This window comes from Streptomyces sp. AK010, from assembly GCF_014207295.1.
GTDB classification, from domain to species: Bacteria; Actinomycetota; Actinomycetes; order Streptomycetales; family Streptomycetaceae; genus Streptomyces; species Streptomyces massasporeus.
This window is the reverse complement of sequence record NZ_JACHCX010000003.1, coordinates 359081-383378: the sequence shown is the minus strand read 5'-3', so window position 1 is coordinate 383378 and position 24298 is coordinate 359081. Positions and strand designations below refer to the sequence as shown.

Annotated in this window: 22 protein-coding genes; 12 read left to right on the top strand and 10 right to left on the bottom strand. The window is 72.2% G+C overall.

Features of this window, described 5'->3' with window-relative positions; translation table 11 throughout:
* The first annotated feature begins 66 nt into the window (after nt 1–66).
* From HDC93_RS07970 to HDC93_RS07945, 6 genes are all read left to right on the top strand, one after another.
* Nucleotides 67–687 (top strand): toll/interleukin-1 receptor domain-containing protein, encoded by a 621-nt coding sequence (locus HDC93_RS07970; protein WP_185008555.1) that lies wholly within the window; start codon nt 67–69, stop codon nt 685–687.
* Nucleotides 684–3020 (top strand): hypothetical protein, encoded by a 2337-nt coding sequence (locus tag HDC93_RS07965; RefSeq protein WP_185008552.1) that lies wholly within the window; start codon nt 684–686, stop codon nt 3018–3020. Before HDC93_RS07970 ends, HDC93_RS07965 begins: the two co-directional genes overlap by 4 nt.
* A gap of 96 nt (nt 3021–3116) precedes the next feature.
* Nucleotides 3117–4022, top strand: a complete 906-nt coding sequence (locus HDC93_RS07960; protein ID WP_185008550.1) for a hypothetical protein — start codon at nt 3117–3119, stop codon at nt 4020–4022.
* On the top strand, nt 4019–5344 hold the full coding sequence (locus tag HDC93_RS39250) for an OmpA family protein (RefSeq protein ID WP_185008547.1): 1326 nt from the start codon (nt 4019–4021) through the stop codon (nt 5342–5344). Before HDC93_RS07960 ends, HDC93_RS39250 begins: the two co-directional genes overlap by 4 nt.
* Before the next feature lie 22 nt (nt 5345–5366).
* Nucleotides 5367–6761, top strand: a complete 1395-nt coding sequence (locus tag HDC93_RS07950) for a hypothetical protein (protein ID WP_185008545.1) — start codon at nt 5367–5369, stop codon at nt 6759–6761.
* Nucleotides 6758–7174, top strand: coding sequence for a hypothetical protein (locus HDC93_RS07945; RefSeq protein WP_185008544.1), 417 nt, complete (start codon nt 6758–6760; stop codon nt 7172–7174). Before HDC93_RS07950 ends, HDC93_RS07945 begins: the two co-directional genes overlap by 4 nt.
* A gap of 25 nt (nt 7175–7199) precedes the next feature.
* Here the strand turns inward: HDC93_RS07945 and HDC93_RS07940 are convergent, their stop codons facing one another.
* Nucleotides 7200–7664 (bottom strand): HIT family protein, encoded by a 465-nt coding sequence (locus HDC93_RS07940; RefSeq protein WP_185008542.1) that lies wholly within the window; start codon nt 7662–7664, stop codon nt 7200–7202.
* Nucleotides 7665–7821: 157 nt separating this feature from the next.
* Between HDC93_RS07940 and HDC93_RS07935 the strand changes: the two genes are divergently transcribed.
* Entirely contained in the window at nt 7822–8313 is a 492-nt protein-coding gene (locus HDC93_RS07935; RefSeq protein WP_031104342.1) for an LURP-one-related/scramblase family protein, read from the top strand.
* 9 nt (nt 8314–8322) lie between these two features.
* Here the strand turns inward: HDC93_RS07935 and HDC93_RS07930 are convergent, their stop codons facing one another.
* Complete coding sequence (locus HDC93_RS07930; protein ID WP_185008540.1) at nt 8323–9120, bottom strand: carbon-nitrogen family hydrolase; 798 nt, start codon at nt 9118–9120, stop codon at nt 8323–8325.
* Between the two features lie 181 nt (nt 9121–9301).
* On the opposite strand from HDC93_RS07930, the gene HDC93_RS07925 reads away from it, so the two are divergent.
* Together HDC93_RS07925 and HDC93_RS07920 are read left to right on the top strand one after the other, a co-directional pair.
* A complete protein-coding gene (locus tag HDC93_RS07925; RefSeq protein ID WP_185008538.1) occupies nt 9302–10126 on the top strand; it encodes a maleylpyruvate isomerase family mycothiol-dependent enzyme in 825 nt (274 codons plus the stop codon).
* Between the two features lie 221 nt (nt 10127–10347).
* A complete protein-coding gene (locus tag HDC93_RS07920; protein WP_185008536.1) occupies nt 10348–11085 on the top strand; it encodes a cyclopropane-fatty-acyl-phospholipid synthase family protein in 738 nt (245 codons plus the stop codon).
* A 6-nt stretch (nt 11086–11091) separates the two neighbouring features.
* Here HDC93_RS07920 and HDC93_RS07915 read toward each other — a convergent pair whose 3' ends face one another.
* Both HDC93_RS07915 and HDC93_RS07910 read right to left on the bottom strand, forming a co-directional pair.
* Nucleotides 11092–12387 (bottom strand): nitrate/nitrite transporter, encoded by a 1296-nt coding sequence (locus HDC93_RS07915; RefSeq protein ID WP_185008534.1) that lies wholly within the window; start codon nt 12385–12387, stop codon nt 11092–11094.
* Nucleotides 12384–13034 carry a GntR family transcriptional regulator gene (locus tag HDC93_RS07910; RefSeq protein ID WP_185008532.1) on the bottom strand — a complete coding sequence of 217 codons (651 nt, stop codon included), beginning with the start codon at nt 13032–13034 and terminating at the stop codon, nt 12384–12386. The genes HDC93_RS07915 and HDC93_RS07910 overlap by 4 nt, the downstream gene beginning before the upstream one ends.
* 208 nt (nt 13035–13242) lie before the next feature.
* Here HDC93_RS07910 and HDC93_RS07905 point away from each other — a divergent pair, with 208 nt between their 5' ends.
* Complete coding sequence (locus HDC93_RS07905) at nt 13243–14142, top strand: D-alanyl-D-alanine carboxypeptidase family protein (RefSeq protein ID WP_185008530.1); 900 nt, start codon at nt 13243–13245, stop codon at nt 14140–14142.
* 231 nt (nt 14143–14373) lie between these two features.
* Here HDC93_RS07905 and HDC93_RS07900 read toward each other — a convergent pair whose 3' ends face one another.
* The 4 genes from HDC93_RS07900 to HDC93_RS07885 form a co-directional block, all read right to left on the bottom strand.
* Nucleotides 14374–15810 carry a dihydrolipoamide acetyltransferase family protein gene (locus HDC93_RS07900; protein ID WP_185008528.1) on the bottom strand — a complete coding sequence of 479 codons (1437 nt, stop codon included), beginning with the start codon at nt 15808–15810 and terminating at the stop codon, nt 14374–14376.
* Between the two features lie 10 nt (nt 15811–15820).
* Nucleotides 15821–16798 carry an alpha-ketoacid dehydrogenase subunit beta gene (locus HDC93_RS07895; protein WP_185008527.1) on the bottom strand — a complete coding sequence of 326 codons (978 nt, stop codon included), beginning with the start codon at nt 16796–16798 and terminating at the stop codon, nt 15821–15823.
* Nucleotide 16799: 1 nt separating this feature from the next.
* Nucleotides 16800–17990, bottom strand: coding sequence for a pyruvate dehydrogenase (acetyl-transferring) E1 component subunit alpha (gene pdhA, locus HDC93_RS07890; protein ID WP_185008525.1), 1191 nt, complete (start codon nt 17988–17990; stop codon nt 16800–16802).
* Nucleotides 17991–18430: 440 nt separating this feature from the next.
* Complete coding sequence (locus HDC93_RS07885; RefSeq protein WP_185008523.1) at nt 18431–20020, bottom strand: protein kinase domain-containing protein; 1590 nt, start codon at nt 20018–20020, stop codon at nt 18431–18433.
* Between the two features lie 347 nt (nt 20021–20367).
* On the opposite strand from HDC93_RS07885, the gene HDC93_RS07880 reads away from it, so the two are divergent.
* A complete protein-coding gene (locus HDC93_RS07880) occupies nt 20368–22014 on the top strand; it encodes a protein kinase domain-containing protein (protein ID WP_185008521.1) in 1647 nt (548 codons plus the stop codon).
* A 115-nt stretch (nt 22015–22129) separates the two neighbouring features.
* On the opposite strand, the gene HDC93_RS07875 is transcribed toward HDC93_RS07880, so the two are convergent.
* Together HDC93_RS07875 and HDC93_RS07870 are read right to left on the bottom strand one after the other, a co-directional pair.
* Nucleotides 22130–22669, bottom strand: coding sequence for a bacterial proteasome activator family protein (locus HDC93_RS07875; RefSeq protein WP_142161844.1), 540 nt, complete (start codon nt 22667–22669; stop codon nt 22130–22132).
* A gap of 85 nt (nt 22670–22754) precedes the next feature.
* Nucleotides 22755–23324: a PadR family transcriptional regulator gene (locus HDC93_RS07870; RefSeq protein WP_185008519.1), complete on the bottom strand. Its 570-nt coding sequence runs from the start codon at nt 23322–23324 to the stop codon at nt 22755–22757.
* Nucleotides 23325–23464: 140 nt separating this feature from the next.
* Between HDC93_RS07870 and HDC93_RS07865 the strand changes: the two genes are divergently transcribed.
* The gene (locus HDC93_RS07865; RefSeq protein WP_185008517.1) at nt 23465–24238 is read left to right on the top strand and encodes a hypothetical protein; all 774 of its coding nucleotides are present in this window, start codon (nt 23465–23467) and stop codon (nt 24236–24238) included.
* Nucleotides 24239–24298 lie beyond the last annotated feature (60 nt).

The window sequence follows — 24298 nt, the reverse complement described above, 5'->3', positions numbered from 1 at the left end:
TCCCGGCATCCGCCCAGCCCACCCGGACCTGCCGGGTGCGCGCCCTGCCACGAAGCGAGGAACAGCATGGCTCCCCGTGTATTCGTCAACTTCCGTCGTGCCGACACCGGTGCGACCGGTCCGCACCTCGACACCGCGCTGCGGCAGGAGTTCGGCGAGCAAGAGGTGTTCCGGGACCAGCGGTCGATCCGGAAGGGTGCGCACTTCCCCGCCGAGATCACGGGGGCCCTGCGCAAGTGCGACCTGTTGCTCGCGGTGATGGGCCACGGGTGGGCAGCGGTGACCGACGGCGCCGGCCACCGCTGCATCGACGACCCTGAGGACTGGGTCCGCAAGGAGATCGCCCTGGCCCTCGCCTGGGGCATCACCGTGCTTCCGGTTCGGGTCGACGGTGCGGATCTGCCCGACGCGGCCGAACTCCCGGACGACATCCGTGACCTGGCCCGCCACCAGGGGGAGATCTTCCGGCCGCATCAGGAACACATCGACTTCCCGCCGCTCTTCGAGGCGGTCCACAAGGCGGTTCCCGACCTGCGCCGCAGGCGCCCGCGCCGGCCCCAGGGCGACGGCGGCGGAGCGACGTACCACATCGAGCGCTTCGACCACGGCTCGGCGAACTTCGGCGGTAGCGGCACCGCGAACACGTACAACTTCGGCCCCGAGGAAGACGACGAGGAACGCCCATGAGCACGACCGACGACGCCCCCACGCCCGGCGCCCCGGGCCCCGAGGCGAGAGCGGACACCACACCCCCCGTCCACGAGGAGCCGCCCGCACCGGACGCCACCGCGCCGGCGGACTCCAGCGAACCGGCCGGTGCCGGTCCGGACGACGACCGGCACGACCACGACCGGTACGACGACGACCGGCACGACGACAATCCGGACGACGACGGCCGAAGCGCCGAAGAGCCCGGCGAGCCGGCCGGCTCCCCGCCGGACGACGCCCCGTCCCGGAAGTCCGGGCCGCAGGCACGGGACGCGGAGGACCGGTACCGGGCCGAGACCGTGTCCTCGGCCGCCTTCAACGAGGCGTTCAACAACGCCATGTCCTTCGGCGGCAACGCCTACACACTGAACGTCGGTACGGCCAAGGGCGCCGAACTCCAGCGGATACGCCTCGACGCCACGGAAACGGCACGGCAGCACCAGTTGCACCGCCCGGTCGAGCAGCAGGAGCGGATGGCCGAAACGCTGCGCGACCACCACCTCGTCACGCTGGTCGGCCCCCCGGGCAGCGGACGGGAGGGCACGGGCACCTTCCTGCTGGCCGACCGGTGCGGCAGCGACCGTGTCGCCGTCCTGCACAGTGCGGACGCCGATCTGCTGCAGGCCCTGGTCGCCCAGGCCAGCCGCTGCCTGAAGCGCGGGGAGGGCGTCCTGGTCGGTCTTGGCAGCCGGCGCCCGGGCCAGAGCACGCTCAAGGCGCTCAGTCTGCTCGCCCACGAGCACGGGGCCTACGTCGTCCTGGTCGTCGACGACACCCGGATCGACGACGATCTCACGGCCCCCTACGCCTTCCGGCACCGACGTCCCGAGCCACGGCAGGTACTGGACGCGCACCTGCGGTCCGCGCTCGAGGAGCACCGGGCCCGGTGCACGGACCGCGACCGCTGCGACCGGGCACGGACCCGCCGGTACGCGGACGCGGTGCTGGACGACGCACGGATGGGCGGCAAGCTCGACGCCGCCCGCACCATCGACTGGATCACGGCCTTCGCCCGGAACGTCGTCGCGTGCCTGCACGGCCCCGAGGACGCCCTGGACGTCCTCCTCGACACCCCTCACGAGGACTTACGGAGCCTCGTCAGGCGGTTCCTCAAGCTGTCGGAATCGCATGACGCCGAGGGAGAACCGTCCGCCTCGGAGGCCGAGACCCACCACCAGGCCGTGCGGATCTCGTACGTCCTCGGCCACGACTTGCCGCTGTCCGACGTCCTGCGGATGGGCACGCGGCTGAGCGCCGAGATGCTGCGCGCCGAGTACCGGGAGTCGGCGCCCGCCCGGCCCGTGTTCGAACTGGACCTGGACCGTCTGGTCGCTCCGGGCATGGGCATCGCCGCCGAGCCCGGCTCCTACCTGACGGACAACCCGCGCCGCGCCCGGCTCACCGACCCGGAGCTCATGCCGGCGGTCGTCGAGGTGATCTGGCACGGCTTCGGCTGGCTGCGCGATCCGCTGGTCGCGTGGCTGCGGGCCCTGGCGGACGACCGTCTGGAGCGGATCGGCGCCCGGGCCGCCGTGATCGTCGGGCAGTTGCTCCGGCACGACTTCGACGGTGTGTACCGGGATGTGGTGAAGGACTGGGCGCGCAGCCCGTCGGTGCGCGACCGCCGCTACGCCGCCATGGCGCTGTCGGTGGCAATGGCCGACGACGACCCCCGGCTCACGGCCCAGGTCGCCCGCCAGGTGCGGGACTGGTCCGGCAGCCCCCGCCCGCAGCTCCAGGACAGCGCCGCGCGGGCCTACGGGACGCAGGTGGGGACCCAGGACGTGCCGGGCACCCTGCGGGCCCTGCAGGACCTGGGTGGCCGGCCCGCGCTCGACCCGTACGCGTCCGTCGCCTACTCGACCGCAGCGCTGTACCTCGCCGAGGGCGGAGCGGCACCCGTCGGTGAGGCGCTCGGCCGGTGGATCCGTGCGGACGACGGGCACCTGCCGCGCCACGCCGTCCGCACCCTGCTGGTCCTCGGCCCCCTGGCCGCCGGGCCCGAGCTGCCGTCCCGGCCGACGCTCGCGCACCAGGCGATGGAGACCCCGGGGCGCGAGGAGACGCTCCTGCTGCTGTGGCGGCGCGCGTTGATCGACCCGGCCCACTCGGGACAGGCCTGGCAACTGCTGCGCGACTGGCTGGTGGCGGCCGACGACGACGAGGAACTGGCCCTCTTCCTGGAGAAGTTCGCGCTGCGGATCTGGCCGCCCAAGGACCGCCGCGCCCTGTTCCACCTGCGCCGCTGGGCGCGCCAGCTGCCGGACGCCCGGCTGATCGCCCGTCTGTTGCGTGGCCTGGGCGGCTGCTGAGCTCCGGCGCACCTCGTACCGCCTTCTCCCGACCGGCACCACCCGTCCCTGGCACACGACACCCGAAAACAGACAGTCCCACACAGGAGGAACCACATGGCACGGCGCAAAGGCCTGTTCGCCACGCTGCGCGAGGCGTGGCGCACTTGGCGACGGAACCGGTACGACGACATCTTCGAGGAGGAGCCGGAGACCAGCGCCTCCGGCGAGGGGGACGAGACCCCCTCCCAGCCCCGCCGCAGGAAGGTTTTCGTGCAGTCCCTGCCCCCGGAGACACCGCTCTCCATGGCGGCGCGGGACGACGTCTTCTCCTACGAGGTGTTCCCGACGTTCCAGTGGAACAGCTCGGCGATGTCGCGGGAGACCCTGAAGGAACGCGTCGTGCACCACGAGGCGACCGCGCGCGAGGAACTGCTGCGGGTCGGCTGGTCCGCCGCCCGCGACTGCGACCCGGCCGACCCGGTCGCCGCCGAGCGCGCGATCAACAAGAGGTTGTCGATCGACGGCAACTGGTGCTTCGACGACACCGAGGGCCTCATCCGGTGCACACCCTCGGTCCGGGTCCGGGTCGACCCCGCCCTGCGCGAACACGTACTGCCGCACCGCCTGCACGAGCTGACGCTCCGGGAGACGCAGCGGCTGGGCCTCATCAAGGCGGAGCGGGCGCGGGAGCTCACCGAGGCCTGGCTGAAGGTGATCAGCGAGCTGGAGCTGATCGGTGAACTCGACGCCCACCAGCGGCGTCTGCTGGTCCCGTTCGCGGCCACGCTCGCCGACCAGGACTTCCGCAAGGTCATGGAGGGACTGCGCAGGCAGCGCCGTACCAGCGTCGATGCCCTGATCACAACGCTGGAGGGGGCGCGCGGGGCCCACCAGGAGGCCGGGCTGTTCGAGTTCGCCGACGCCTACGACAAGGCGATCGGCGCGTTCCGCCGGGAGATGGGGCTCAGCGAGTCGTCCTGGATCGAGGACGCCATCGCGCCCGACGGGCCGGCCCTGTGAGCGCCGCACGCGCCGCACGGTGGCGGCGGCAGCCCGAGGCCTTCGGCCTGCCCGCCCGGCGGCGGGCGCCGTACCGCCGCGGCCGCAGGCTGTCCGCGGCCGTCGCGGTGCTGGGCGTCCTGACGGCCGCCACCGTGCTCACCGGCTGCGAGGACGAGGACGACAGAGCCGGATGCGCCTGGACGAAGACCCAGGCGCCCACCGCGGAGGCCGGAAGCACCGTCGTCCTCGTCGACGGTTCGGCGTCCGTGCACGTCGAGAAGGCAGGGTCCCGGGGGCCCGACTACGGGCGGACGGTCGACGAACTGCTCGACAAGGACGACGAGCAGGGGGAGACCGTCTCCATCGGCACCTTCGGCGGAAGCTCGGGGGACGTCGTGTGGACCGTGCAGGAGCGGCCCGGCGACTGGCAGGACAGCAATGACAACCCGCGCAACCAGGAGCTGAACCGCCAGGCCGCGAACGGCTGCCTCCGCGACGACCTGGCCACGGCCCAGCGGACGCGGCCCGTGGACGGGGGCACCGATGTCCTGGCCGCCCTGGCGGCGGGGGCCGAGATGCTGAGCGGCGCCGAGGGCGAACGCCACCTGCTCGTGCTCAGCGACGGACTGTCCACCACGGGCTGCGCCGACCTGCGGGGGGCGCGGTTCGGCTCGGCGCAGGACATCAAGTCCATTGTCTCGGTGTGCGGGGCGCGGGGGGAGTTCAACGAACTGCCCCGGCTGTCGGGGGTGAAGGTCACGTTCGTGGGTCTCGGGCACTCCGCGGGCGGCCAGCCCTCCGCGGACACGGCCCAGCGCGTCTGGCTGCGCAAGCTGTGGACGACCCTGTGCGAACGGGCGGGCGGCACGTGCGACGCCGAGGACGCCTCCGTCATGGCGGAGTCCCCCGCTCCGGCCCGGCCGGGTTCGCCGGGCGAGCCGGTGGTGCACTACGGCGACAGCCGCTCCCGGACGATCACGCTGCCGGGTGCCGCCCTGTTCGACACGGACTCGCCGAGGCTGCGGCGGGCCGCCGTTCCCACGCTCGCCGACGTCGCCGCGACCGCACGCACCACCCCGTCCCTCGACCGGGTCGTCGTCAACGGCTACGTCGACCCGCGCGGCGGCTCGGTCAACGACCGCGAGCTGTCCCAGGACCGGGCGGACGCGGTGCGCAAGGTCCTCGTCGACCACGGGGTGCCCGCCTCCCGTGTGACGGCACACGGCCGGGGCCGGTCTCCGGGCTGCCCCGAGACCGAGGGGAAGGCCGCCGGGGACATGACCCGGGAGCAGCGGTTGCAGTGCGACCGCCGCGTGGACATCGAGATCATCCGGAAGTGAGGCGAGGCACACCGCCATGAAAGTGAACAGCAGCAACGGTTCGCACGGGGGCGCCCGCGAGGCGCCCATGCCCTGCCCCAAGTCGTTCCTCCCCCTCGTGGGCCCGGACGGGCCCCGGCCCGCCGGGCGGCCTGCCGACCCCGTGGACAGCCGGGAGCACGCCCTGCTGATGCGGGCCTTCGCCCAGGCCAACAACGGCCTGGCCAAGGCCCAGCGGAATCTCGGGGAGCTGGGCACGGCACTGGTGGACACGTTCCAGTCGGCGCTCACCGCCATCGACGCCGTGGAGCGTTTCACGGTCGGCCGGACGGCGGGCGAGGCCCGGGACCGCGTCCGGGCGGTACGCCGCCGGCACGCCTCGGACGGGCCGGAGGGCCTGCGCCGCAGCCGACGACCCTGGTCGTGGCTCCAGTGGGTGATGCTGGCGCTCAGCGCCCTGTTCGACCTGCCCTTCGTCGGCCAGGCCACGGCACAGGCCCTGAGCGTCGGCCCGGGCGGCTCGTGGCAGAACGTGGTCTACGTTCTCTCCTTCCTGGTCGCCCTCGGGGTCTCCACCCTCCAATTCGCGCTGAGCTCCTGGCTGGCGAGATCGCTCTTCCGGCTGTGGGTGCGCGACGCACACCGGACCGAACGGGTACGGCGCGCTCCGTGGCCCGCACTGCGGCACGCGCTGCGTCTGGACGGGCCCCGCACCGAAACCCGGCGGCCGGACGGCCTGCCCTGGTCCGCCCCCGTCCTGCCGGTGCTCGCCAACCTGCTGCTCCTCGGCCTGCTCGCCACGACCGCCTACACGCGGACGGACCAGAGCAACCCGCTGGCCTTCGACACGGCCGGCACGGTCATGGCCGTCTTCCTCATCGTCTCGCTCGGCCTCGCCACCTCGGTCACGGCCGTCCTGGCGCACAACCCCTACGCCGAGGCCAACAAGTCGGCGTCGGACACCGCGTCCGCCGCCGAGGAAAGCACGGACCGGCTCGTGTCCGAGGCGAGGCGGCGACTCGTCTCGCACAGCACCTCGTGGCACCGGCTGCGCTCCGCCCTGGAGCAGGCGGAAGCCGACGCGCGCCGCACCGTGGACGACGCCTGCGTCGCGATCGTCGAGGAGCGGGCCGAGGGCGGCGTCGCCGGCGCCATGGAGCTGCCGCTGCGCGGCCACGCATGGCCGGCCGGCCCGGACTGGGACCCGGTCGGGGAGGACGGCAGGACCGCCCTGCCACGGCTGCGCCTGGAGATGCTGGAGCACGGCGACGGACTGCTGGACCGGTACGCCCCGACCCTGCTGGAGAACTGGCTGGAGGACACCGTCGAGGAACTGAACGAGCAGTTCTGGTTGCCGGACGTCGAATCTCCCGGCGCCCCGCCGACGGAGGAGCCACCCGGCACCCCGCCGGGGCCCGACGAGGCATCCCCCGCATGACCGGTGGCCCGGGCCTCGACGAACAGCGCCTCAGGCACCTGGAGCTGCTCCAGAACGTGATCGCCCGGCTCGGCAACAACTCGTTCCTGATCAAGGGCTGGTGCATCACGCTGAGCGGTGTGCTCGTCGCGGTCGCGGACCGGAGCCGGGCCGCGACGATCCCCGTGGCCCTGGCCCTGGCCGTGGGCTTCTGGCTGCTCGACGGTTACTACCTCCGGCAGGAGCGCCTCTTCCGCGCCCTCTACGAGAAGATCATCAGCGACCGGGACGCCCCGCCGCCCCCGTTCACCATGGACGCCGAGCGCTACGGCGGGACGGTGTCCTGGTCCGCCGTGCTGCTGTCCCGGCCGATGCTGTTCTGCTACGGCGTGCTGGCCGCGGCCAACAGTCTGCTCCTCGTCTTCCTGGGCTGAGGCGTACCGGGCCGCCGGAACCGGCTCACCGGCCGGCCGGGCGGGCCGACCAGGGCCGCCGGTCCGGGCCCGGCCGACGGCTGCCTCCGGCGACCGGGGTCCAGGGCAGCAGGATGCCGTCGCCATCGCGTCGCGGCACCACGTGGACGTGCATGTGCGGCACGGTCTGCGTGGCGGCGGCGCCGCGTGACGAGATGACGTTGCAGTCACCCATCTCGGCCGCGAGCTCCGCCACGCGCCGCATCGTCGCCGCGGACACCTGCGGGTCCGCCGCCACGTCCGGGACGTGCGTCTTGGGCAGCACCAACACGTGCCCCGCGGTGACGCCACCCCCGCGGGGAAGGATCGCCAGCGCGTCCGGCCAGTCGCGCAGCACCTGGGCGGGGGCGAGCCCGCGCACGATGCGGCAGAACGGGCACGTGACCGCGGTGCGCGGGCCGCCGTCGGCCGGCTCCTCGGGAAGATCGCGGTCCTGTGCTGCCGGGTGCATGGTCCCTCCTCGGGGGCGGACGTCGCTGCTGTTCACCGTCACCGTACGGTTGCCGTGGCCGAGTCCAAATCGAGGTCGGCACCGGTGCCGGACGGGGCCTCAGCCCGTCGGCCTATCGGCGGCGTTTCGGCAGCGGTGGCGGGGAAGCCCTGGTCTCATGAGATTCCTCGTGTACGACCGGCTCCTCGGCTTCGGTGACGACTACTGGATCGAGGACGACCGCGGCAGCAAGGTGTTCCTCGTCGACGGCAAGGCCCTGCGGCTGCGGGACACCTGGGAGCTGAAGGACACCCAGGGGCGCGTCCTCGTCGACATCCACCAGAAGATGCTCGCCCTGCGCGACACCATGGTGCTCCAGCGGAGCGGGGAGCCGCTGGCGACGATCCGCCGCAAGCGGCTGTCCCTGCTGCGCAACCATTACCGGGTGTCCCTGGCCGACGGCAACGAGCTGGACGTCAGCGGCAAGATCCTCGACCGGGAGTTCGCCGTCGAGTACGACGGGGAGCTGCTGGCCGTGATCTCCCGGCGGTGGCTGACCGTACGGGACACCTACGGTGTGGACGTCGTCCGTGAGGACGCGGATCCGGCGCTGCTGATCGCGGTGGCCGTGTGTGTGATCCACCTGGCGGAGAAGGAACGGGAGGACTGAGAGCGCCGGTCAGGGCCTGCGCGGCGGCTGAAGACCCAGCATCCGGTCCTTCAGCGCCGGGAACTGCTCCCGGGTCGCCGCGACCTTCCCCGGGTCGAACTCCACGGTGAGGACCTCCTCGCCGGCACCGGCCTGCGCCAGCACCTCGCCCCACGGGTCGACCACGATCGAGTGACCGGCCTGGGGAACTCCGGCGTGCGTCCCGGCCGTTGCGCAGGCGAGGAGGAACGACTGGTTCTCGACGGCCCGTGCCTGGGCCAGCAGCGTCCAGTGGGACCGGCGGCGCTCCGGCCAGCCCGCCGACACCACGAGCGTCTCGGCACCGGCGTCGACGAGACCGCGGTAGAGCTCGGGGAAGCGGAGGTCGTAGCAGGTGGACAGGCCCAGGGTCGTCTCGGGCAGACGCACCGTCACCAGCTCCGCGCCCGCGCCCATCAGCACGGCCTCGCCCTTGTCGAAGCCGAAGCGGTGGATCTTGCGGTAGGCGGCGGCCAGATCGCCGGAGGGGGAGAAGACGAGGGAGGTGTTGTAGAGCGGTCCGTCAGGGTCCCGTTCCGGGATGGAGCCGGCGTGCAGCCACACGCCCGCGTCGCTCGCGGCCTTCGCCATCGCCTCGTACGTCGGCCCCTCGAGCGGCTCGGCCTCGCGCCCGAACTCCTCGTAGGCGAAGGCACCCGTGGTCCACAGCTCCGGCAGGACGACGAGATCGGCCCCGGCCTGCTCACGGACCGACGCCGCCACGCGTCGACGGCGCGCTTCGACCGATTCGTCCTCGTTTACGGCGATCTGGATCACAGAGGCGCGCACACTACCACCGTCCTGGCATTCGAGCCGTCCACTCGGGCCTACGATCGTCACACGAAAGCACTGCCGGGGTGCCTCACAGCAGCGTAACTTAGCTCGCAAGACGCCCGCCGACAGCCGCCACCTCCCACTGGCAACGCCGCCACCACCTGCCCGTGACCGAACCGCCGAGGGGTCCCGTTCCGTGAGTCTGCATCCCACCCTCCAGCCCTACGCCGACGCCTGGACCCACTCCATCGAAGCGATATCCGAGCTGCTCCAGCCGCTCCCGGAGGCCGAGTGGAACCGGCGGACGCCGTGCCCGGGGTGGTCGGTGCGGGACGTGGTCTCCCATGTCATCGGCCTGGACTGCGAGATGCTCGGCGACCCTCGGCCCATCCACAGCCTCCCGCGCGATCTCTTCCACGTCACCAACGAGCACCAGCGCTACATGGAGATGCAGGTCGACGTCCGCCGCCACCACACGGCGCCGGAGATGACCTCCGAGCTCGAGTACGTGATCATCCGCCGCAACCGGCAGTTGCGGAACGAGTCGCGCGACCCGGGCACGAAGGTGCGGGGGCCGCTCGGCAGCGAGCTCGCCCTGGAGGAGTCGATGCGGCGGCACGCGTTCGACGTGTGGGTGCACGAGCAGGACCTGCGCACGGCCCTCGGCCGGCCCGGCAACCTCGACTCCCCCGGCGCGCTGGTCGCCCGTGACGTGCTGCTCGGCGAACTCCCCCGCGTGGTCGCCGAGGACGCGCAGGCGCCGCGCAGTTCGGCGATCGTCTTCGACGTGCACGGGCCGGTGGAGTTCCTGCGCACGATCCGCGTCGACATCCAGGGCCGCGGCACCCTGGAAACGGCTCCGGCCCTCGGTCCCGCCGCGACCCTCACGCTCGACTGGGAGACGTACGTCCGCCTGGCCTGCGGCCGCGTGAGCGTGGAGTCGGTGTCCGACCGGCTGAAGACGGAGGGCGACCCGGACCTGACGGCGGCCATCCTGAACCACTTCACGGTGACGCAGTAGGGCGCCCCGGCTGCGGGCATGCCTGCCGCCCCAGCCGCGCCCCCACTGCGAGCACGCGCAGCCGCCCAGCCGCGGGCACGCGTGCCGCTGAGGGCGGCTCCCGTCCCGAGGGGAGCGGCACCCCGCTACGCCCGGCTGCGGACCCACCCGGCCCCGGCACCAACGCCCAGGGCACGAAAACCCATGCCACCACCCCGCCTCCACCCGTACCGTCCCTGGCCATGACCACGCCACCCCACCGCACCCGCCTCACCTTCCACGGCCCGCTCTCCGAGACCCGCGCAGACGCCGTCGTCCGACGCCTCACCCGCCACCGCCCCACCACGGTCCTGGACGTCGGCTGCGGCTCGGGCGAGCTGATGCTCCGCGTCCTGGCCACCGCGTCGGAGGCGACCGGCACCGGCATCGACCTGGACGCCGGCGACCTGGCCAGGGGACGCAAGGCCGCCGCCGACCGCGGACTGGCGTCCCGGGCCCGCTTCCTGGAGGAGTCCGCCACCGGAACCCCCCTCGGCCCCGCCGACCTCGTGCTGTGCGTGGGGTCGAGCCAGGCCCTCGGCGACCGGCTCCCCGAGGCGCTCGGAGAACTCCGCCGCCTGGTCACCGACCACGGCCGTGTCCTGCTGGGCGAGGGCTTCTGGCAGCGCACCCCGACCCCCGACGAACTGTCCCGGATGTGGCCGGACGCGGCCGTCACCGACCACCACGACCTCGCGACGCTCATCGACCTGGCGATCGAGGCCGGGTTCCGGCCGGAGTGGACGGAGACCGCGAGCCTCGACGAGTGGGAGGAGTTCGAGTCGGGGTACCTCGCGGACACCGAGGTGTGGCTCGCCGAGCACCCCCGTCACCCCTTGGCGGAGGAGACACGGCAGCGCGTCGACCGGCACCGCGCCCGGTGGCTCGCCTACCGCGGCGTCCTCGGCCTCGCGTACCTCACCCTCGTACCGACCGTCTGACGGACGTCACGCCGGAACGTGCACCGTCTCCACCCGGCTCGCCACCAGCCGCTCCCGTTCCCGCCGTGCCGCCTGCCCGCGCAGCCGCAGGATCTGGGAGACGCCGACCGCCTGGAGGACGAACACCACCGAGAAGGCCAGGGAGTAGTCGTCGCCGGTGGCGTCCAGGAGCACACCGATCGCGAACAGCGTGGTCATGGAGGCGACGAAGCCGCCCATGTTGGTGATGCCGGAGGCGGTGCCCTGCCGTTCGGGCGGGTTGGCCGGGCGGGCGAAGTCGAAGCCGATCATCGACGCGGGTCCGCAGGCCCCGAGCACCGTGCACAGCACGATCAGCAGCCACATCGGGGCGTGCGGGCCCGGGTAGGCGAGCGTCGCCGCCCAGAGGACCGCCGTCGTGGCGACCGTGCCGAGGGCGAGCGGCAGCCGCGCGCCGTGGTGCCGGGCGACGATCTGGCCGTAGACCAGGCCCACCACCATGTTCGACAGGACGACGAGGGTGAGGAGTTCGCCGGCCACCGCACGGGACAGCCCCTGCGCCTCGACGAGGAACGGCAGGCCCCACAGCAGCAGGAACACCATCGCCGGGAACTGGGTGGTGAAGTGCACCCAGAGGCCGAGCCGGGTCCCGGGCTCCCGCCAGGAGGCGGCGATCTGCTGTCGTACGTAGGCCGCGCCCTGGTGCGGGAGGGGCTCGGGCTCGTGGCCCTCCGGGTGGTCCTTGAGGAACAGCAGCACCAGGACGAGCACCACGGCACCGGCCGCCGCGCTGCCGGCGAACGCCGCCGTCCAGCCGATGCCGTGCAGCAGCCGGGCCAGGACGAGCGTGGAGACCAGGTTGCCCGCCATGCCGACCAGTCCCGCGAACTGGGCGACCAGCGGACCGCGGCGGGCCGGGAACCAGCGGCTGCCGAGGCGCAGCACGCTGATGAACGTGAGGGCGTCACCGCAGCCGAGCAGCGCCCGGGAGGCGAGGGCGGTGCCGTACGAGGGGGAGAAGGCGAAGCCCAGCTGTCCGGCCGTGAACAGGACCGCGCCGAGCGCCAGCACCTTCTTGGTGCCGAGCCGGTCGACCAGCAGGCCGACGGGGATCTGCATGCCCGCGTAGACCAGCAGCTGGAGGATGGAGAAGGTGGAGAGGGCGGAGGCGTTCACATGAAAGCGGTCGGCGGCGTCGAGGCCTGCCACGCCCAGGGACGTGCGGAAGATGACCGCGACGAAGTAGACGGAGACGCCCGTGCCCCAGACGGCCAGGGCGCGGCGGCCGCCGGGCGGGTCGCCGGGTATCGCGACGGCGCTCATCGGACCTCCCCCCGGGCCAGGTGCGAGAACCAGCCGATGTGCCGGTGGACGAGACCGACGGCCGTCTCCGCGTCGTGGGAGCGCAGCGCTTCGAGGATCTCCTCGTGCTCGGCGAGGGTCTTGGCGATGCGGTCCGGATGGGAGTGCATGACGGCGACGCCCATCCGCAACTGACGGTCGCGCAGCTGGTCGTAGAGGCGGGAGAGGATCTCGTTGCCGCCGCTGCGGACGATCTCGGCGTGGAAGCAGCGGTCGGTGACGGCGGCCCCGGCGAGGTCCCCGGCGGCGGCCTGCTTCTTCTGCCGGGCCAGCAGCTCCTCCAGGCGCTCGATGAGCCCGGCGGGCGCGGGTACGGCCTTGCGCGCCGCGTGCTCCTCGACGAGCAGCCGGGTCTCGACGACGTCGGCGATCTCCTGCGCGGAGACGGGCAGGACGAGGGCGCCCTTCTTCGGGTAGAGCCGGATCAGCCCTTCGACCTCCAGCCGGAGCAGTGCCTCGCGGACCGGTGTGCGGGAGACGCCCACGGCTTCGGCGAGCTCGCCCTCGGTGAGGAGGGTGCCGCCCTCGTAGTGGCGCTCCAGGACGCCCTGTTTGACATGGGCGTAGACGCGATCGGCGGCGGGCGGTTGCTTCACGGCCAAGGTCATGCGGACAGCATAGATACAACAGGTACGCATGAAGAGATACGTCCAGTATGCGGACTTGTATGTCACACATCTGTGGCAAAGCGGGGGTCCGGCTCGGCAACAGCACAACCATGTGTGCTAGTTACAAGTCAGACACGTGCGGCCCCTTTCCCCTCGTCCTCAACTCGGCCGCACCGTTGGGGCATTCGACGCAATCGGGGTACTTCACTTGATAACCGGCATTAAGGGCACTCGTCTCCGCAGAGCTGCGGCCGTCGCCGTCACCACCGGCGCCATGCTCGCGACCGGTGCCCTCACCGTCGCGCCGGCGCAGGCCGCCTCGGCGCCCTCCATCGCCGCCAAGGGCGGCTACGTGATGAACAACACGACCGGCACGTCGCTGTACACCAAGGCGGCCGACACCCGCCGCTCGACCGGTTCGACCACCAAGATCATGACCGCACTGGTGGTGCTGAAGCAGTCGAACCTGAACCTGGACAGCAAGGTCACGATCCAGAAGGCGTACAGCGACTACATCGTCGACAACAACTACGCGTCCAACGCGAAGCTGATCGTCGGCGACAAGGTCACCGTCCGCCAGCTGCTGTACGGGCTGATGCTGCCGTCCGGCTGCGACGCCGCGTACGCTCTCGCCGACAAGTTCGGCTCGGGCTCGACGCGTTCGGCGCGCGTGAAGTCGTTCATCGGCAAGATGAACACCACCGCCAAGAACCTGGGTCTGAAGAACACCCACTTCGACTCGTTCGACGGCATCGGCCACGGCGCCAACTACTCGACGCCGCGCGACCTGACGAAGCTCGCCAGCGCCGCGATGAAGAACTCCTCGTTCCGCACGGTCGTCAAGACGAAGCAGTACACGGCGAAGACGACCACCAAGTCCGGCGGCACGCGGACGATGGCGCCGTGGGAGAACACCAACCCGTTGCTCGGCAGCTACAGCGGCGCGATCGGCGTGAAGACCGGCTCCGGCCCGGAGGCGAAGTACTGCCTGGTCTTCGCCGCCACCCGCAGCGGCAAGACGGTCATCGGCACGGTGCTCGCCTCGACCGGCCTGGACGCCCGCAAGGCGGACGCCACCAAGCTGCTCAACTACGGCTTCAGCAGGTAGGACGCGAGCAGGACGACCGAGGGGGCTCAGCCGCGCACCGCGGCGGAGCCCCCTTCGTCGTACGGCGGTCGGACGGCGGTCGTCCGATGGTCATACAGCGATCATGCGGCGGTGCGCTGACGGCGCTCCAGGTCCCGGGCGCTTCTTGTGCTCCTCGCACCACCGGCGGTTTACCCTGCGGGCAGACGCCGGCGGCCCCCCGCCCGCAGGCAGGGGGCCGCCGCAGTCGGCTCACGCCCAGGTGATCAGGCGCTTCGGCTGCTCCAGGATCGCCGCCACGTCGGCCAGCACCTTCGAACCCAGCTCGCCGTCGACCAGACGGTGGTCGAACGACAGCGCCAGGGTGGTGACCTGACGGGGCTTCACCTTGCCCTTGTGGACCCAGGGCTGCGGCTTGATCGCGCCGACCGCGAGGATCGCGGACTCGCCCGGGTTGAGGATCGGCGTGCCCGTGTCGACGCCGAAGACGCCGACGTTGGTGATCGTCACCGTGCCGCCCTGCATCGCCGCCGGGGACGTCTTGCCGTCCCTGGCCGTCGCCACCAGCTCACCCAGCGACTCGGCCAGCTGCGGCAGCGTCCTGGCGTGCGCGTCCTTGATGTTCGGCACGATCAGACCGCGCGGGGTCGCGGCCGCGATGCCCAGGTTCACGTAGTGCTTGACCACGATCTCCTGAGCGGCCTCGTCCCAGGACGCGTTGACGTCCGGGTTGCGGCGGATCGCGACCAGCAGCGCCTTGGCGATCAGCAGCAGCGGGTTCACGCGCAGGCCCGCGAACTCCTTGTCCGCCTTCAGCTCCTCGACCAGCTTCATCGTGCGCGTGACGTCGACCGTCACGAACTCGGTGACATGCGGCGCGGTGAACGCCGAGCCGACCATCGCCGCCGCCGTCGCCTTGCGGACACCCTTGACCGGGATGCGGGTCTCGCGCGCGGTGTCGTAGGACGCCGGGGCCGTGGCCGGGGCGGACGCGACCGACGGTTCGGGGGCCACCGGGACGGCGGCGGCGACCGCCGCGTGCACGTCCTCGCGGGTGATGATGCCGTCCGGGCCGGTCGGGACGACCGTCGTCAGGTCGACGCCCAAATCCTTGGCCAGCTTGCGGACGGGGGGCTTGGCCAGCGGGCGGTCCGGACCGGCCGGGGCGGCCTGAGCCGCGGCGGGGGCCGGCGCCGGGGCCGTCGGCGCGTGGCCGTTCAGCTCCGTCTGGATCGCCGTCGAGGCCTGCTGGACGGGGACCTCCGGGCCCTTGCGGGGGCGGCGGCGGGTGGACGAGGTCGCCACCCCGTAGCCCACCAGGACCGGCTGGCGGCCCGAGCCCGCGGCCTTCGGCTCCTCGGCGGGCGCGGCCGCCGCGGGCTGCTCGGCGGCGGGCTGCTCGGCGGCGGGCGCGGGTGCGGCGCTGCCGCCGCCCACGTCCACCGAGATGATCGCCGTGCCCACGTCGACCGTGGTGCCCTCGGGGAAGTGCAGGTCCCGGACCACGCCGTCGTACGGGATGGGCAGCTCGACGGCCGCCTTCGCCGTCTCGACCTCGCAGACCACCTGGCCGTCGGTGACCGTGTCACCGGGCTGGACGTACCACTTGAGGATCTCGGCCTCGGTGAGTCCCTCGCCCACGTCGGGCATCTTGAACTCGCGCACGGACGCTTCCGTCATCGTCGTCACGACCCTCTCCTCAGTACGCCAGCGAGCGGTCGACGGCGTCCAGTACCCGGTCCAGGTTCGGCAGGTACTCCTCCTCCAGGCGGGCCGGCGGGTACGGCGCGTGGTAGCCGCCGACCCGGAGCACCGGGGCCTCCAGGTGGTAGAAGCTGCGCTCCGTGATCCGCGCGGCGATCTCCGCGCCCGACCCGAAGAACACCGGGGCCTCGTGGACGACGACCAGGCGGCGCGTCTTCTCCACCGAGGCCTGGATCGAGTCGAAGTCGACCGGGGAGACCGAGCGCAGGTCCAGGACCTCCAGGTTCTTGCCCTCCTCGGCGGCCGCGTCGGCGACCTCTTGGCAGAGCTTCACCATCGGGCCGTAGGCGGCCAGGGTCAGGTCGGTGCCCTCGCGGACCACCCGGGCCTTGTGCAGGGGGTCCGGGATCGCCTCGGTGCTGACCTCGCCCTTGTCCCAGTAGCGGCGCTTGGGCTCGAAGAAGATCACCGGGTCGTCGCTCTGGATGGCCTGCTGCATCATCCAGTACGCGTCCGACGCGTTCGACGGGCTGACCACCTTCAGGCCCGCCACGTGCGCGAAGAGCGCCTCGGGGGACTCCGAGTGGTGCTCGACCGCGCCGATGCCGCCGCCGTAGGGGATGCGCACGACGACCGGGAGCTTGACCTTGCCCAGCGAGCGGGCGTGCATCTTCGCGAGCTGCGTGACGATCTGGTCGTACGCCGGGAAGACGAAGCCGTCGAACTGGATCTCCACCACCGGGCGGTAGCCGCGCAGGGCCAGGCCGATCGCCGTGCCGACGATGCCCGACTCGGCGAGCGGGGTGTCGATGACGCGGCTCTCGCCGAAGTCCTTCTGCAGGCCGTCCGTCACCCGGAAGACGCCGCCGAGCTTGCCGACGTCCTCGCCCATGATCAGGACCTTGGGGTCGGACTCCAGGGCGCGGCGCAGCGACTCGTTGATCGCCTTGGCCAGTGCCATCTTGTCGGCCATCTCAGTTACCCCCCTCATCGGCGAACGACGCCTGGTACGCGGCGAACTGGGCGCGCTCCTCGTCGACGAGCGCGTGCCCGTCCGCGTAGGCGTTCTCGAAGATCGCGAAGTGGTCCGGGTCCGGCATGGCACGGACCGCCTCGCGCACTCGTCTGCCCAACGCCTCGGACTCGGCCTCCAGTTCCGCGAAGAATCCCTCGTCCGCGTGGTTCGATGCCTCCAGGTACCGGCGCAGCCGCAGGATCGGGTCCTTGGCCTCCCAGGCCTGGCGCTCCTCGTCGCCCCGGTAGCGGGTCGGGTCGTCGGAGGTGGTGTGGGCGCCCATGCGGTAGGTGAACGCCTCGACGAGGGTCGGGCCCTCGCCGCCGCGGGCCCGCTCCAGGGCCCACCGGGTCACCGCGAGGACGCCGAGCACGTCGTTGCCGTCCACCCGGACGCCCGGGAAGCCGAAGCCCTGGGCGCGCTGGTAGATCGGCACGCGGGACTGCTTCTCGGTCGGCTCGGAGATGGCCCACTGGTTGTTCTGGCAGAAGAACACGACCGGGGCGTTGTAGACCGCGGAGAAGGTGAAGGACTCGGCCACGTCGCCCTGGCTGGAGGCGCCGTCGCCGAAGTACGCGATCACCGCGCTGTCGGCGCCGTCCTTGGCGACGCCCATCGCGTAGCCGGTGGCGTGCAGCGTCTGGGAGCCGATGACGATCGTGTACAGCTGGAAGTTGTTGCTGTTGGGGTCCCAGCCGCCGTTGTTCACACCGCGGAACATTCCCAGCAGGTTGGCCGGGTCGACGCCGCGGCACCAGGCCACGCCGTGCTCGCGGTAGGTCGGGAAGACGTAGTCGTCCTCCCGGGTGGCCCGGCCCGACCCGATCTGGGCGGCCTCCTGGCCGAGCAGCGACGCCCACAGGCCCAGCTCGCCCTGGCGCTGCAGGGAGGTGGCCTCGGCGTCGAAGCGACGGGTGAGCACCATGTCGCGGTAGAGGCCGCGGAGCTCTTCCGGGGTGATGCCGGCGACGTACTTGTCGTACTCGGCGTTCTTGACGCGCTTGCCCTCGGGCGTCAGCAGCTGCACGAGCTGGGGCTCGGCGCCGGCGTCCTTCTTGGCGGTCGTGCGGGTGCGCTTGGTGCCGGTGGTGCCGGCCTTGCTTCCGGCGCTGCGTCGCGGTGTGCGCGCGGCAGTGCTCTCCACGGTCACGTGTGCTCCTCCGTCGGTCCGGGCCACGGGGTTGCCGGTAGGCCTGGGGGTCCCCCCTGCTCTTTTGAGCTTGGGGGAGCGGCTCACCTGTTCTCGACCACCGGGGCACGGGGTGGGTGCCACTCGGCCGGGTACAGGCGTGACAGGTGCCCCGGCGAGCGCCCTGCAGAAGGCACGTTACCCAGTGCGCCACATTTCTGTGAAACCCCTCCTGACCTGCGATTTTGCTTGGATATCCAAGTAAATCGGAAAGGCGTGGAAGGGGCCCTGGTCACAGCCTTGCAGGAGGCCGGAGCAACCGCACGTTAACCCGGTGACCCAGGTCACGGGAAGAGTCCACTTTTCGGCGCGCCCAAACCGGCACGCGCGCGCGGGTCCCGTTCCCGGGCCCCACGCGCGCGTGGATCATGCCTGTGAGCTGCGAGGGCCAAGCCGCGGGGTCAGCCTTCGCCGCCGCCCGCGCCTCCGACGACGCCTTCCGTGGTGCCGCCGTCGGCTCCGCCCGTGCCGCCGGTCGGCGTGCCCGGGTCCGTGGGCTCCTCGTCCGTCGGCTCGCCGGTCGGCTCCGCCGTGGTCGGCTCGCCCGTCGGCTCGCCGGTGGGCGTCTCCGGAGCGCTCTGCGACGGGGTGTAGGAGGGCGTGTACGACGGCGTCCAGTTGCCGTTGCCCGAGCCGGCCCCGGTGCCGCCGTCCGTGGACGTGTCGGTCGGCTCGCCGGTGTCGTCGTCGCTCGGCGTCTCGCTGGGCGTCTTCTTCTCGGTCGTCTGCGAGGTGGTCGGCGACTGCTCCTTGCTCGGGTCGTCCTTGCCGCCGCCGGTGCTCTGCAGGGCGAGCGCGACGCCCGCGGCGACGGCGATCACCGCGAGCACGGCCAGGATCCACAGCTTGCCGCGGCCGCTGCCCTTGTTGCCGTGCCCCTCGAAGCCGCCGTCGTCCCCGTTGCCGTAGCCGCCGGGCAGGATCGGCGAGGGAATCTGCGTGGTGCCGGAGGCGTCCCCGGGGTGGCCCATCACGGCCGTGCCGGCGAAGCCGCCCGACGGGGTGTGCCGGCCGTCGTGCATGTCGACCGGGCCGGTGTTCCAGGTGCCGGTGTGGCCGCCCTGGTCGTAGAGCATCTGGAGTGCGTACTGGACCAGCCCGCGCATCTCCTCGGCCGTCTGGAAGCGGTCGTCGGGCTCCTTGGCGAGGGCGCGCATGGCCAGGCCGTCCAGCTCCGGCGGGCACGCGTCGGAGACTTCGGACGGCGGAGTGGGGATGTCCTGGACGTGCTGGTAGACCACGGACAGCGGGGTCTCGCCGGTGAACGGCGGGCGCAGCGAGAGGAGTTCGTAGAGCAGGCAGCCCGTGGCGTACAGGTCGGAACGGTGGTCGACGGCCTTGCCGAGGGCCTGCTCGGGGGAGAGGTACTGCGGGGTGCCCATGACCATGCCGGTCTGCGTCATCGTGGTGGACGCGCCGTGCAGGGCGCGGGCGATGCCGAAGTCCATCACCTTCACGGCGCCGTTGTGCGTGATGATGACGTTGGCGGGCTTGATGTCGCGGTGCACGATGCCGTGCTGGTGCGAGTAGGCGAGCGCCTCCAGGACGCCCGAGACGATGATCAGCGCCTGCTCGGGGCCGGGGGCCTCCGCGTTCAGCAGCAGGTCGCGGATGGTGCGGCCCTCGACGATCTCCATGACGATGTACGGCACGGACTGGCCGCCGACGAAGTCCTCGCCGGAGTCGTACACGGCGACGATCGCGTGGTGGTTGAGACCGGCCACCGACTGGGCCTCGCGCGTGAAGCGCGCCTTGGACACCGGGTCCTCGGCGAGGTCGGAGCGGAGCAGCTTGACCGCGACGGTGCGTCCGAGACGGACGTCCTCGGCTGCGAACACCTCGGCCATGCCGCCCCGGCCGAGTCTGCGGGTCAGCCGGTACCGGCCGTCCCCGACCAACCCGCCGTTACCCCAGAGCTCAGGCGCGTCCGACATGCCGCCGCCAGACGCCTCGGGGTCGGACGGGCCCTGAGCGGCCTGCTGCTGTGCCATCAGTCCTCGCCGTCGTTTCTGCCCGCGGTGCGCGCGGTGTTGTTACGGTCTCCGTCGGCCACGCTACAGCCTCCGCGCAAGCCTCCGGTCCGGGAAGGGGCACCGGGACCGGCACGAGACGGACCGGCCATGAAACCTTCACTCCTCGCTGTCGTGCAAATTCCGTGTGCCGGCCGTACGCCCCCTGTAACGCTTCCGCGACGCTTCTTTCGCGTACGGTCACGGAACGGGCACCGAGCTTGACGTGTCGGTGCCCTGGGGCAGACTTGGCCGCAAATGGCGGTTTGGATCAACGACGGATCAGCGGCAGTCGGCGGCGCCTGCAGGGGCTACGGGGGACAGGGAACATGAGCCAGGACGGCGCACAGGGCCAGTACACGGGGCGGGCGCTCGCCAGTGGCCGCTATCAGTTGCGCGACCTCCTCGGCCAGGGCGGCATGGCCTCGGTGCACCTCGCGTACGACAGCGTGCTCGACCGGCAGGTCGCCATCAAGACACTTCACACGGATCTCGGACGGGAACAGGCCTTCCGCGAGCGGTTCCGCCGCGAGGCCCAGTCCGTGGCCAAGCTCACGCACACCAACATCGTGTCGGTCTTCGACACCGGCGAGGACACCCTCGACGGCATGACGACGCCGTACATCGTCATGGAGTACGTCGAGGGCCGCCCGCTCGGCTCGGTTCTCGACGAGGACGTGCGGCAGCAGGGCGCGATGCCCGCCGACAAGGCGCTGAAGATCACAGCGGACGTGCTGGCCGCGCTGGAGATCAGCCACGAGATGGGCCTGGTCCACCGCGACATCAAGCCGGGCAACGTGATGATGACCAAGCGCGCCGTGGTCAAGGTCATGGACTTCGGCATCGCCCGGGCCATGCAGTCCGGTGTGACGTCGATGACGCAGACCGGCATGGTCGTCGGCACCCCCCAGTACCTCTCGCCGGAGCAGGCCCTCGGCCGCGGTGTGGACGCCCGCTCCGACCTGTACTCGGTCGGCATCATGCTGTTCCAACTGGTCACCGGGCGGCTGCCGTTCGAGGCGGACTCGCCGCTGGCCATCGCGTACGCGCACGTGCAGGAGGAGCCGCCGGTTCCGTCCTCGATCAACCGCTCGCTGCCCCCGGCCGTGGACGCGCTGATCGCCCGTGCGCTGAAGAAGAACCCCAACGAGCGCTTCCCCAGCGCCGAGGCCATGCGCGACGAATGCCTGCGGGTGGCGGCGTCCGTCAACGCCGCGCCGCCGAGCATCGTCCCGGGCACCCAGGCCCCGAGCGGCGCGGGCGTCGGCTCGGCCGTCTTCCCGCCGGTCGACCAGGCGACCCCGACGCCCTCGGGCCCGGTCCAGACGCCGTACCAGCCGACCCCGCCCCCGCACCCGTACGGCACGCCCGCCCCGACGGGACCGACCCCGGCGTACGGCTATCCGCAGCAGGGCGGCTACCAGACGCCGTCCCCGGCGGCGTACTCCCCGCAGCCCGACCCGTCGACGCCGCCGCCGTACCACCTGACGCCCCAGACCGCAGTGGCCTCCTCCGGCGGCGGCAGGAACAACAAGCCGGTGATCATCGGCTCGATCATCGTGTCCGTCGTCGCCGTCGGCGGCCTCGTCACGGCGCTGCTGCTGAACGGCGGCGGCGAGGACGACATGGGCGGCGGCGGCAGCAGCGCGAGTGCGTCGGCCTCGGCGGAGAAGAACCCCGGTTACCGCGGGCCGGACACCACGAAGACGATCGACACCGAGGAGTGCACGGAGCCGCGGGAGTCGTACAACGACCCCGACAAGATCCAGATCCCGGACTTCAAGTTCAAGAACATCAAGTCGGTCAAGGCCTGTCTCCAGGCGGCCGGCTGGGAACTGAACGAGAAGAAGGTCGACGAGAACACCTACGGCGACGGCACGGTCATGAACCAGTTCCCGTCCGCCGGCACGGATGTCGACCCGGAGGACATGCCCGAGATCGAGCTCAGCGTCTCGACGGGCAACCAGCCCTCCTGACGTCCCCGAAACGCACAGGGGCCCGGCAGCTCCGGCTGCCGGGCCCTTCGCTCTGAGCGGCCTGCGGACGTCCACAGGTTGTGGCGAGGGGACGTCGGTTGCGGCCTGCGGACGTCTACAGGTAGGGGCCGCCCGACCGGCCGCCCGGGTGCTGCTCGTCGAGGCCGTCGCCGACCCCCGGCGGGAGGGCTCGGCGCATCTGCTCCAGCTGGGCGCGGGCCGCCATCTGCTGGGCGAACAGCGTCGTCTGGATCCCGTGGAAGAGCCCCTCCAGCCACCCGACCAGCTGGGCCTGCGCGATGCGCAGCTCCGAGTCGCTGGGGGTCGCCTCGTCCGTGAAGGGCAGGGAAAGCCGCTCCAGCTCCTCGACCAGCTCGGGCGCCAGACCGTCCTCCAGCTCCTTCACCGAGCTGGCGTGGATGTCCTTCAGCCGCACCCGGCTGGCCTCGTCCAGGGGAGCCGCGCGCACTTCCTCCAGCAGCTGCTTGATCATGCTGCCGATCCGCATGACCTTCGCGGGCTGCTCCACCTGTTCCGTGACCGGGGTCTCGCGGGAGTCCTCGTCTCCGCTGCCGCCACCGAGCGCCATGCCGTCCTGGCCCACGACCAGGATCTGCGGGTTCTCCGGCGACCTTTCGTTCCTCGGCATCTCCATGCCGCCATTCTCTCGCACGCCTGCACCTCACCTCCGTGGTGCCCCCCAGGGAGGTTGATCCACCACGCCGGGAGAGACGAGTCGGTCAGGCTTCGGGTTGCTCCCGGCCGGGCGGCTCCTCCTCGCAGGTGAAACGGAGCAGGCGGGCCTCGCAGTGGTCCAGCCAGCGGACCTCGGCCTCGGCCTGGAAGACGAGCTGCTCCAGGACGAGCAGCCGGGCCATCTCCTCGGGGCGCTCCGGCGCGCGGGCCAGGGCCTCGGCACGCTGGCGCACATGGTCGTGCAGGACCCTCGCCACGTGCCGCCGCTGAGCCTCGACGACCTCCCGGACGTCGACGCCGTCCGCGCCGAGCGCCATCACCAGCTTGATCGCCAGCTCGTCTCGCGGCGGATCGGCCCGTTCGACGGGGCGGTCGTACCAGGAGCGCAGCTCGGCCCGGCCGGCCTCGGTGAGCGCGTACAGCGTCCGCCCGGCGGCGTCGACGTCGTCCTGGGCGACCATGCCGTCCCGTTCCAGGCGGCCGAGCGTCGTGTAGACCTGCCCGATGTTCAGCGGCCAGGTGCCGCCGGTGCGGGTCTCGAAGTCGGTGCGCAGGCGGGAGCCGTAGCGGGGGCCGGCCGCCAGGAGGGCCAGCAGCCCGTGACGTATCGACATAACCGGATTGTGCAGCGATTCCGCCCGTCGGCCGAACCCGGAGTGCCGGGATCCGGGGGCGGTGTGAGGCTGATTGCCTGGATATGACCGAACTTGCCGTGTCTGCCCCACCGGGCACGCGGCGGGAGGGGGTCACCCACGTGACTCCATGGCTACGCGCACTGCGGGCGGCGGGACTGGTGCTCGCCCTGGGGGCGGGCGCGGTCGTCTCACCCTACGGCTCCGTCCCGTCTCACGGGGCTGTCCTCGCGTACGACGAGGAGGGGGCGGCGGACGAGGGGGCGGCGGACGAGGACACGGCGGACGAGGACACGGCGGACGAGGGGGCGGCGGACGAGGACACGGCGGACGAGGGGGCGGCGGACGAGGACACGGGGCCTGGACACACCACGGCCCGGTCGGCCAAGCCCACCCTGTCGGCCCCTACGCGTCCGACGACACCGTCGTCCCAGTCCCCACGGTCCCCCCGGTCGGCGCCGTCCCCCCGGGCGGCGCCGTCGTCCCGGTCGGCGCCGTCCCCCCGGGCGGCGCCGTCGTCCCGGTCGGCTCCCTCGCCCCTGGCGGACCCGTCGGCCCGGGCGGCTTCGTCGACCCCGTCCGCGGTGGCGGCTCCTTCCGCCGCCGGTGAGCCCTCGCGGGCCGGGAGCCGGGCCGGGGAGGGCCGGGTGCGGCCGGGACGGCCTGAGGACGCCGGGGAGAAGCCGGGCGTCGCGGACGCCACGGCCGTCCCCGAGGAGCCGTGGGAGACCGCCCCCGAGCCCTCCGCCCCGGCGGAGCAGCCCGTCCGAGAGGCGGCGACAGCCGAGCGCCCCGTCGGTCAGGTCCTGCGCATCCTGCCCCTGGGCAGCGGCCTGCTCCTGATCGGCCTGGGCCTGGGCCTGGCCTTCTTCGCGCTGCGGCTGCGGCGGCTCTAGGGGCGGGGCCCCGCCGTCGTCGTGGGCTGCCCCGGGTCCGTCCGCCGCATCCCGGCCGGA

Excerpts from the sequence above, each read along its gene's own strand:
- HDC93_RS07915 (WP_185008534.1), bottom strand. The coding sequence starts at position 12,387 with ATGAGCGCCGTCGCGATACCCGGCGACCCGCCCGGCGGCCGCCGCGCC.
- HDC93_RS07875 (WP_142161844.1), bottom strand. The coding sequence starts at position 22,669 with ATGGAGATGCCGAGGAACGAAAGGTCGCCGGAGAACCCGCAGATCCTG.
- HDC93_RS07920 (WP_185008536.1), top strand. The coding sequence starts at position 10,348 with ATGACCACGCCACCCCACCGCACCCGCCTCACCTTCCACGGCCCGCTC.
- HDC93_RS07965 (WP_185008552.1), top strand. The coding sequence starts at position 684 with ATGAGCACGACCGACGACGCCCCCACGCCCGGCGCCCCGGGCCCCGAG.
- HDC93_RS07970 (WP_185008555.1), top strand. The coding sequence starts at position 67 with ATGGCTCCCCGTGTATTCGTCAACTTCCGTCGTGCCGACACCGGTGCG.
- HDC93_RS07870 (WP_185008519.1), bottom strand. The coding sequence starts at position 23,324 with ATGTCGATACGTCACGGGCTGCTGGCCCTCCTGGCGGCCGGCCCCCGC.
- HDC93_RS07880 (WP_185008521.1), top strand. The coding sequence starts at position 20,368 with ATGAGCCAGGACGGCGCACAGGGCCAGTACACGGGGCGGGCGCTCGCC.
- HDC93_RS07945 (WP_185008544.1), top strand. The coding sequence starts at position 6,758 with ATGACCGGTGGCCCGGGCCTCGACGAACAGCGCCTCAGGCACCTGGAG.
- HDC93_RS07885 (WP_185008523.1), bottom strand. The coding sequence starts at position 20,020 with ATGGCACAGCAGCAGGCCGCTCAGGGCCCGTCCGACCCCGAGGCGTCT.
- HDC93_RS07940 (WP_185008542.1), bottom strand. The coding sequence starts at position 7,664 with ATGCACCCGGCAGCACAGGACCGCGATCTTCCCGAGGAGCCGGCCGAC.
- HDC93_RS07895 (WP_185008527.1), bottom strand. The coding sequence starts at position 16,798 with ATGGCCGACAAGATGGCACTGGCCAAGGCGATCAACGAGTCGCTGCGC.
- HDC93_RS07910 (WP_185008532.1), bottom strand. The coding sequence starts at position 13,034 with ATGACCTTGGCCGTGAAGCAACCGCCCGCCGCCGATCGCGTCTACGCC.
- HDC93_RS07935 (WP_031104342.1), top strand. The coding sequence starts at position 7,822 with ATGAGATTCCTCGTGTACGACCGGCTCCTCGGCTTCGGTGACGACTAC.
- HDC93_RS07960 (WP_185008550.1), top strand. The coding sequence starts at position 3,117 with ATGGCACGGCGCAAAGGCCTGTTCGCCACGCTGCGCGAGGCGTGGCGC.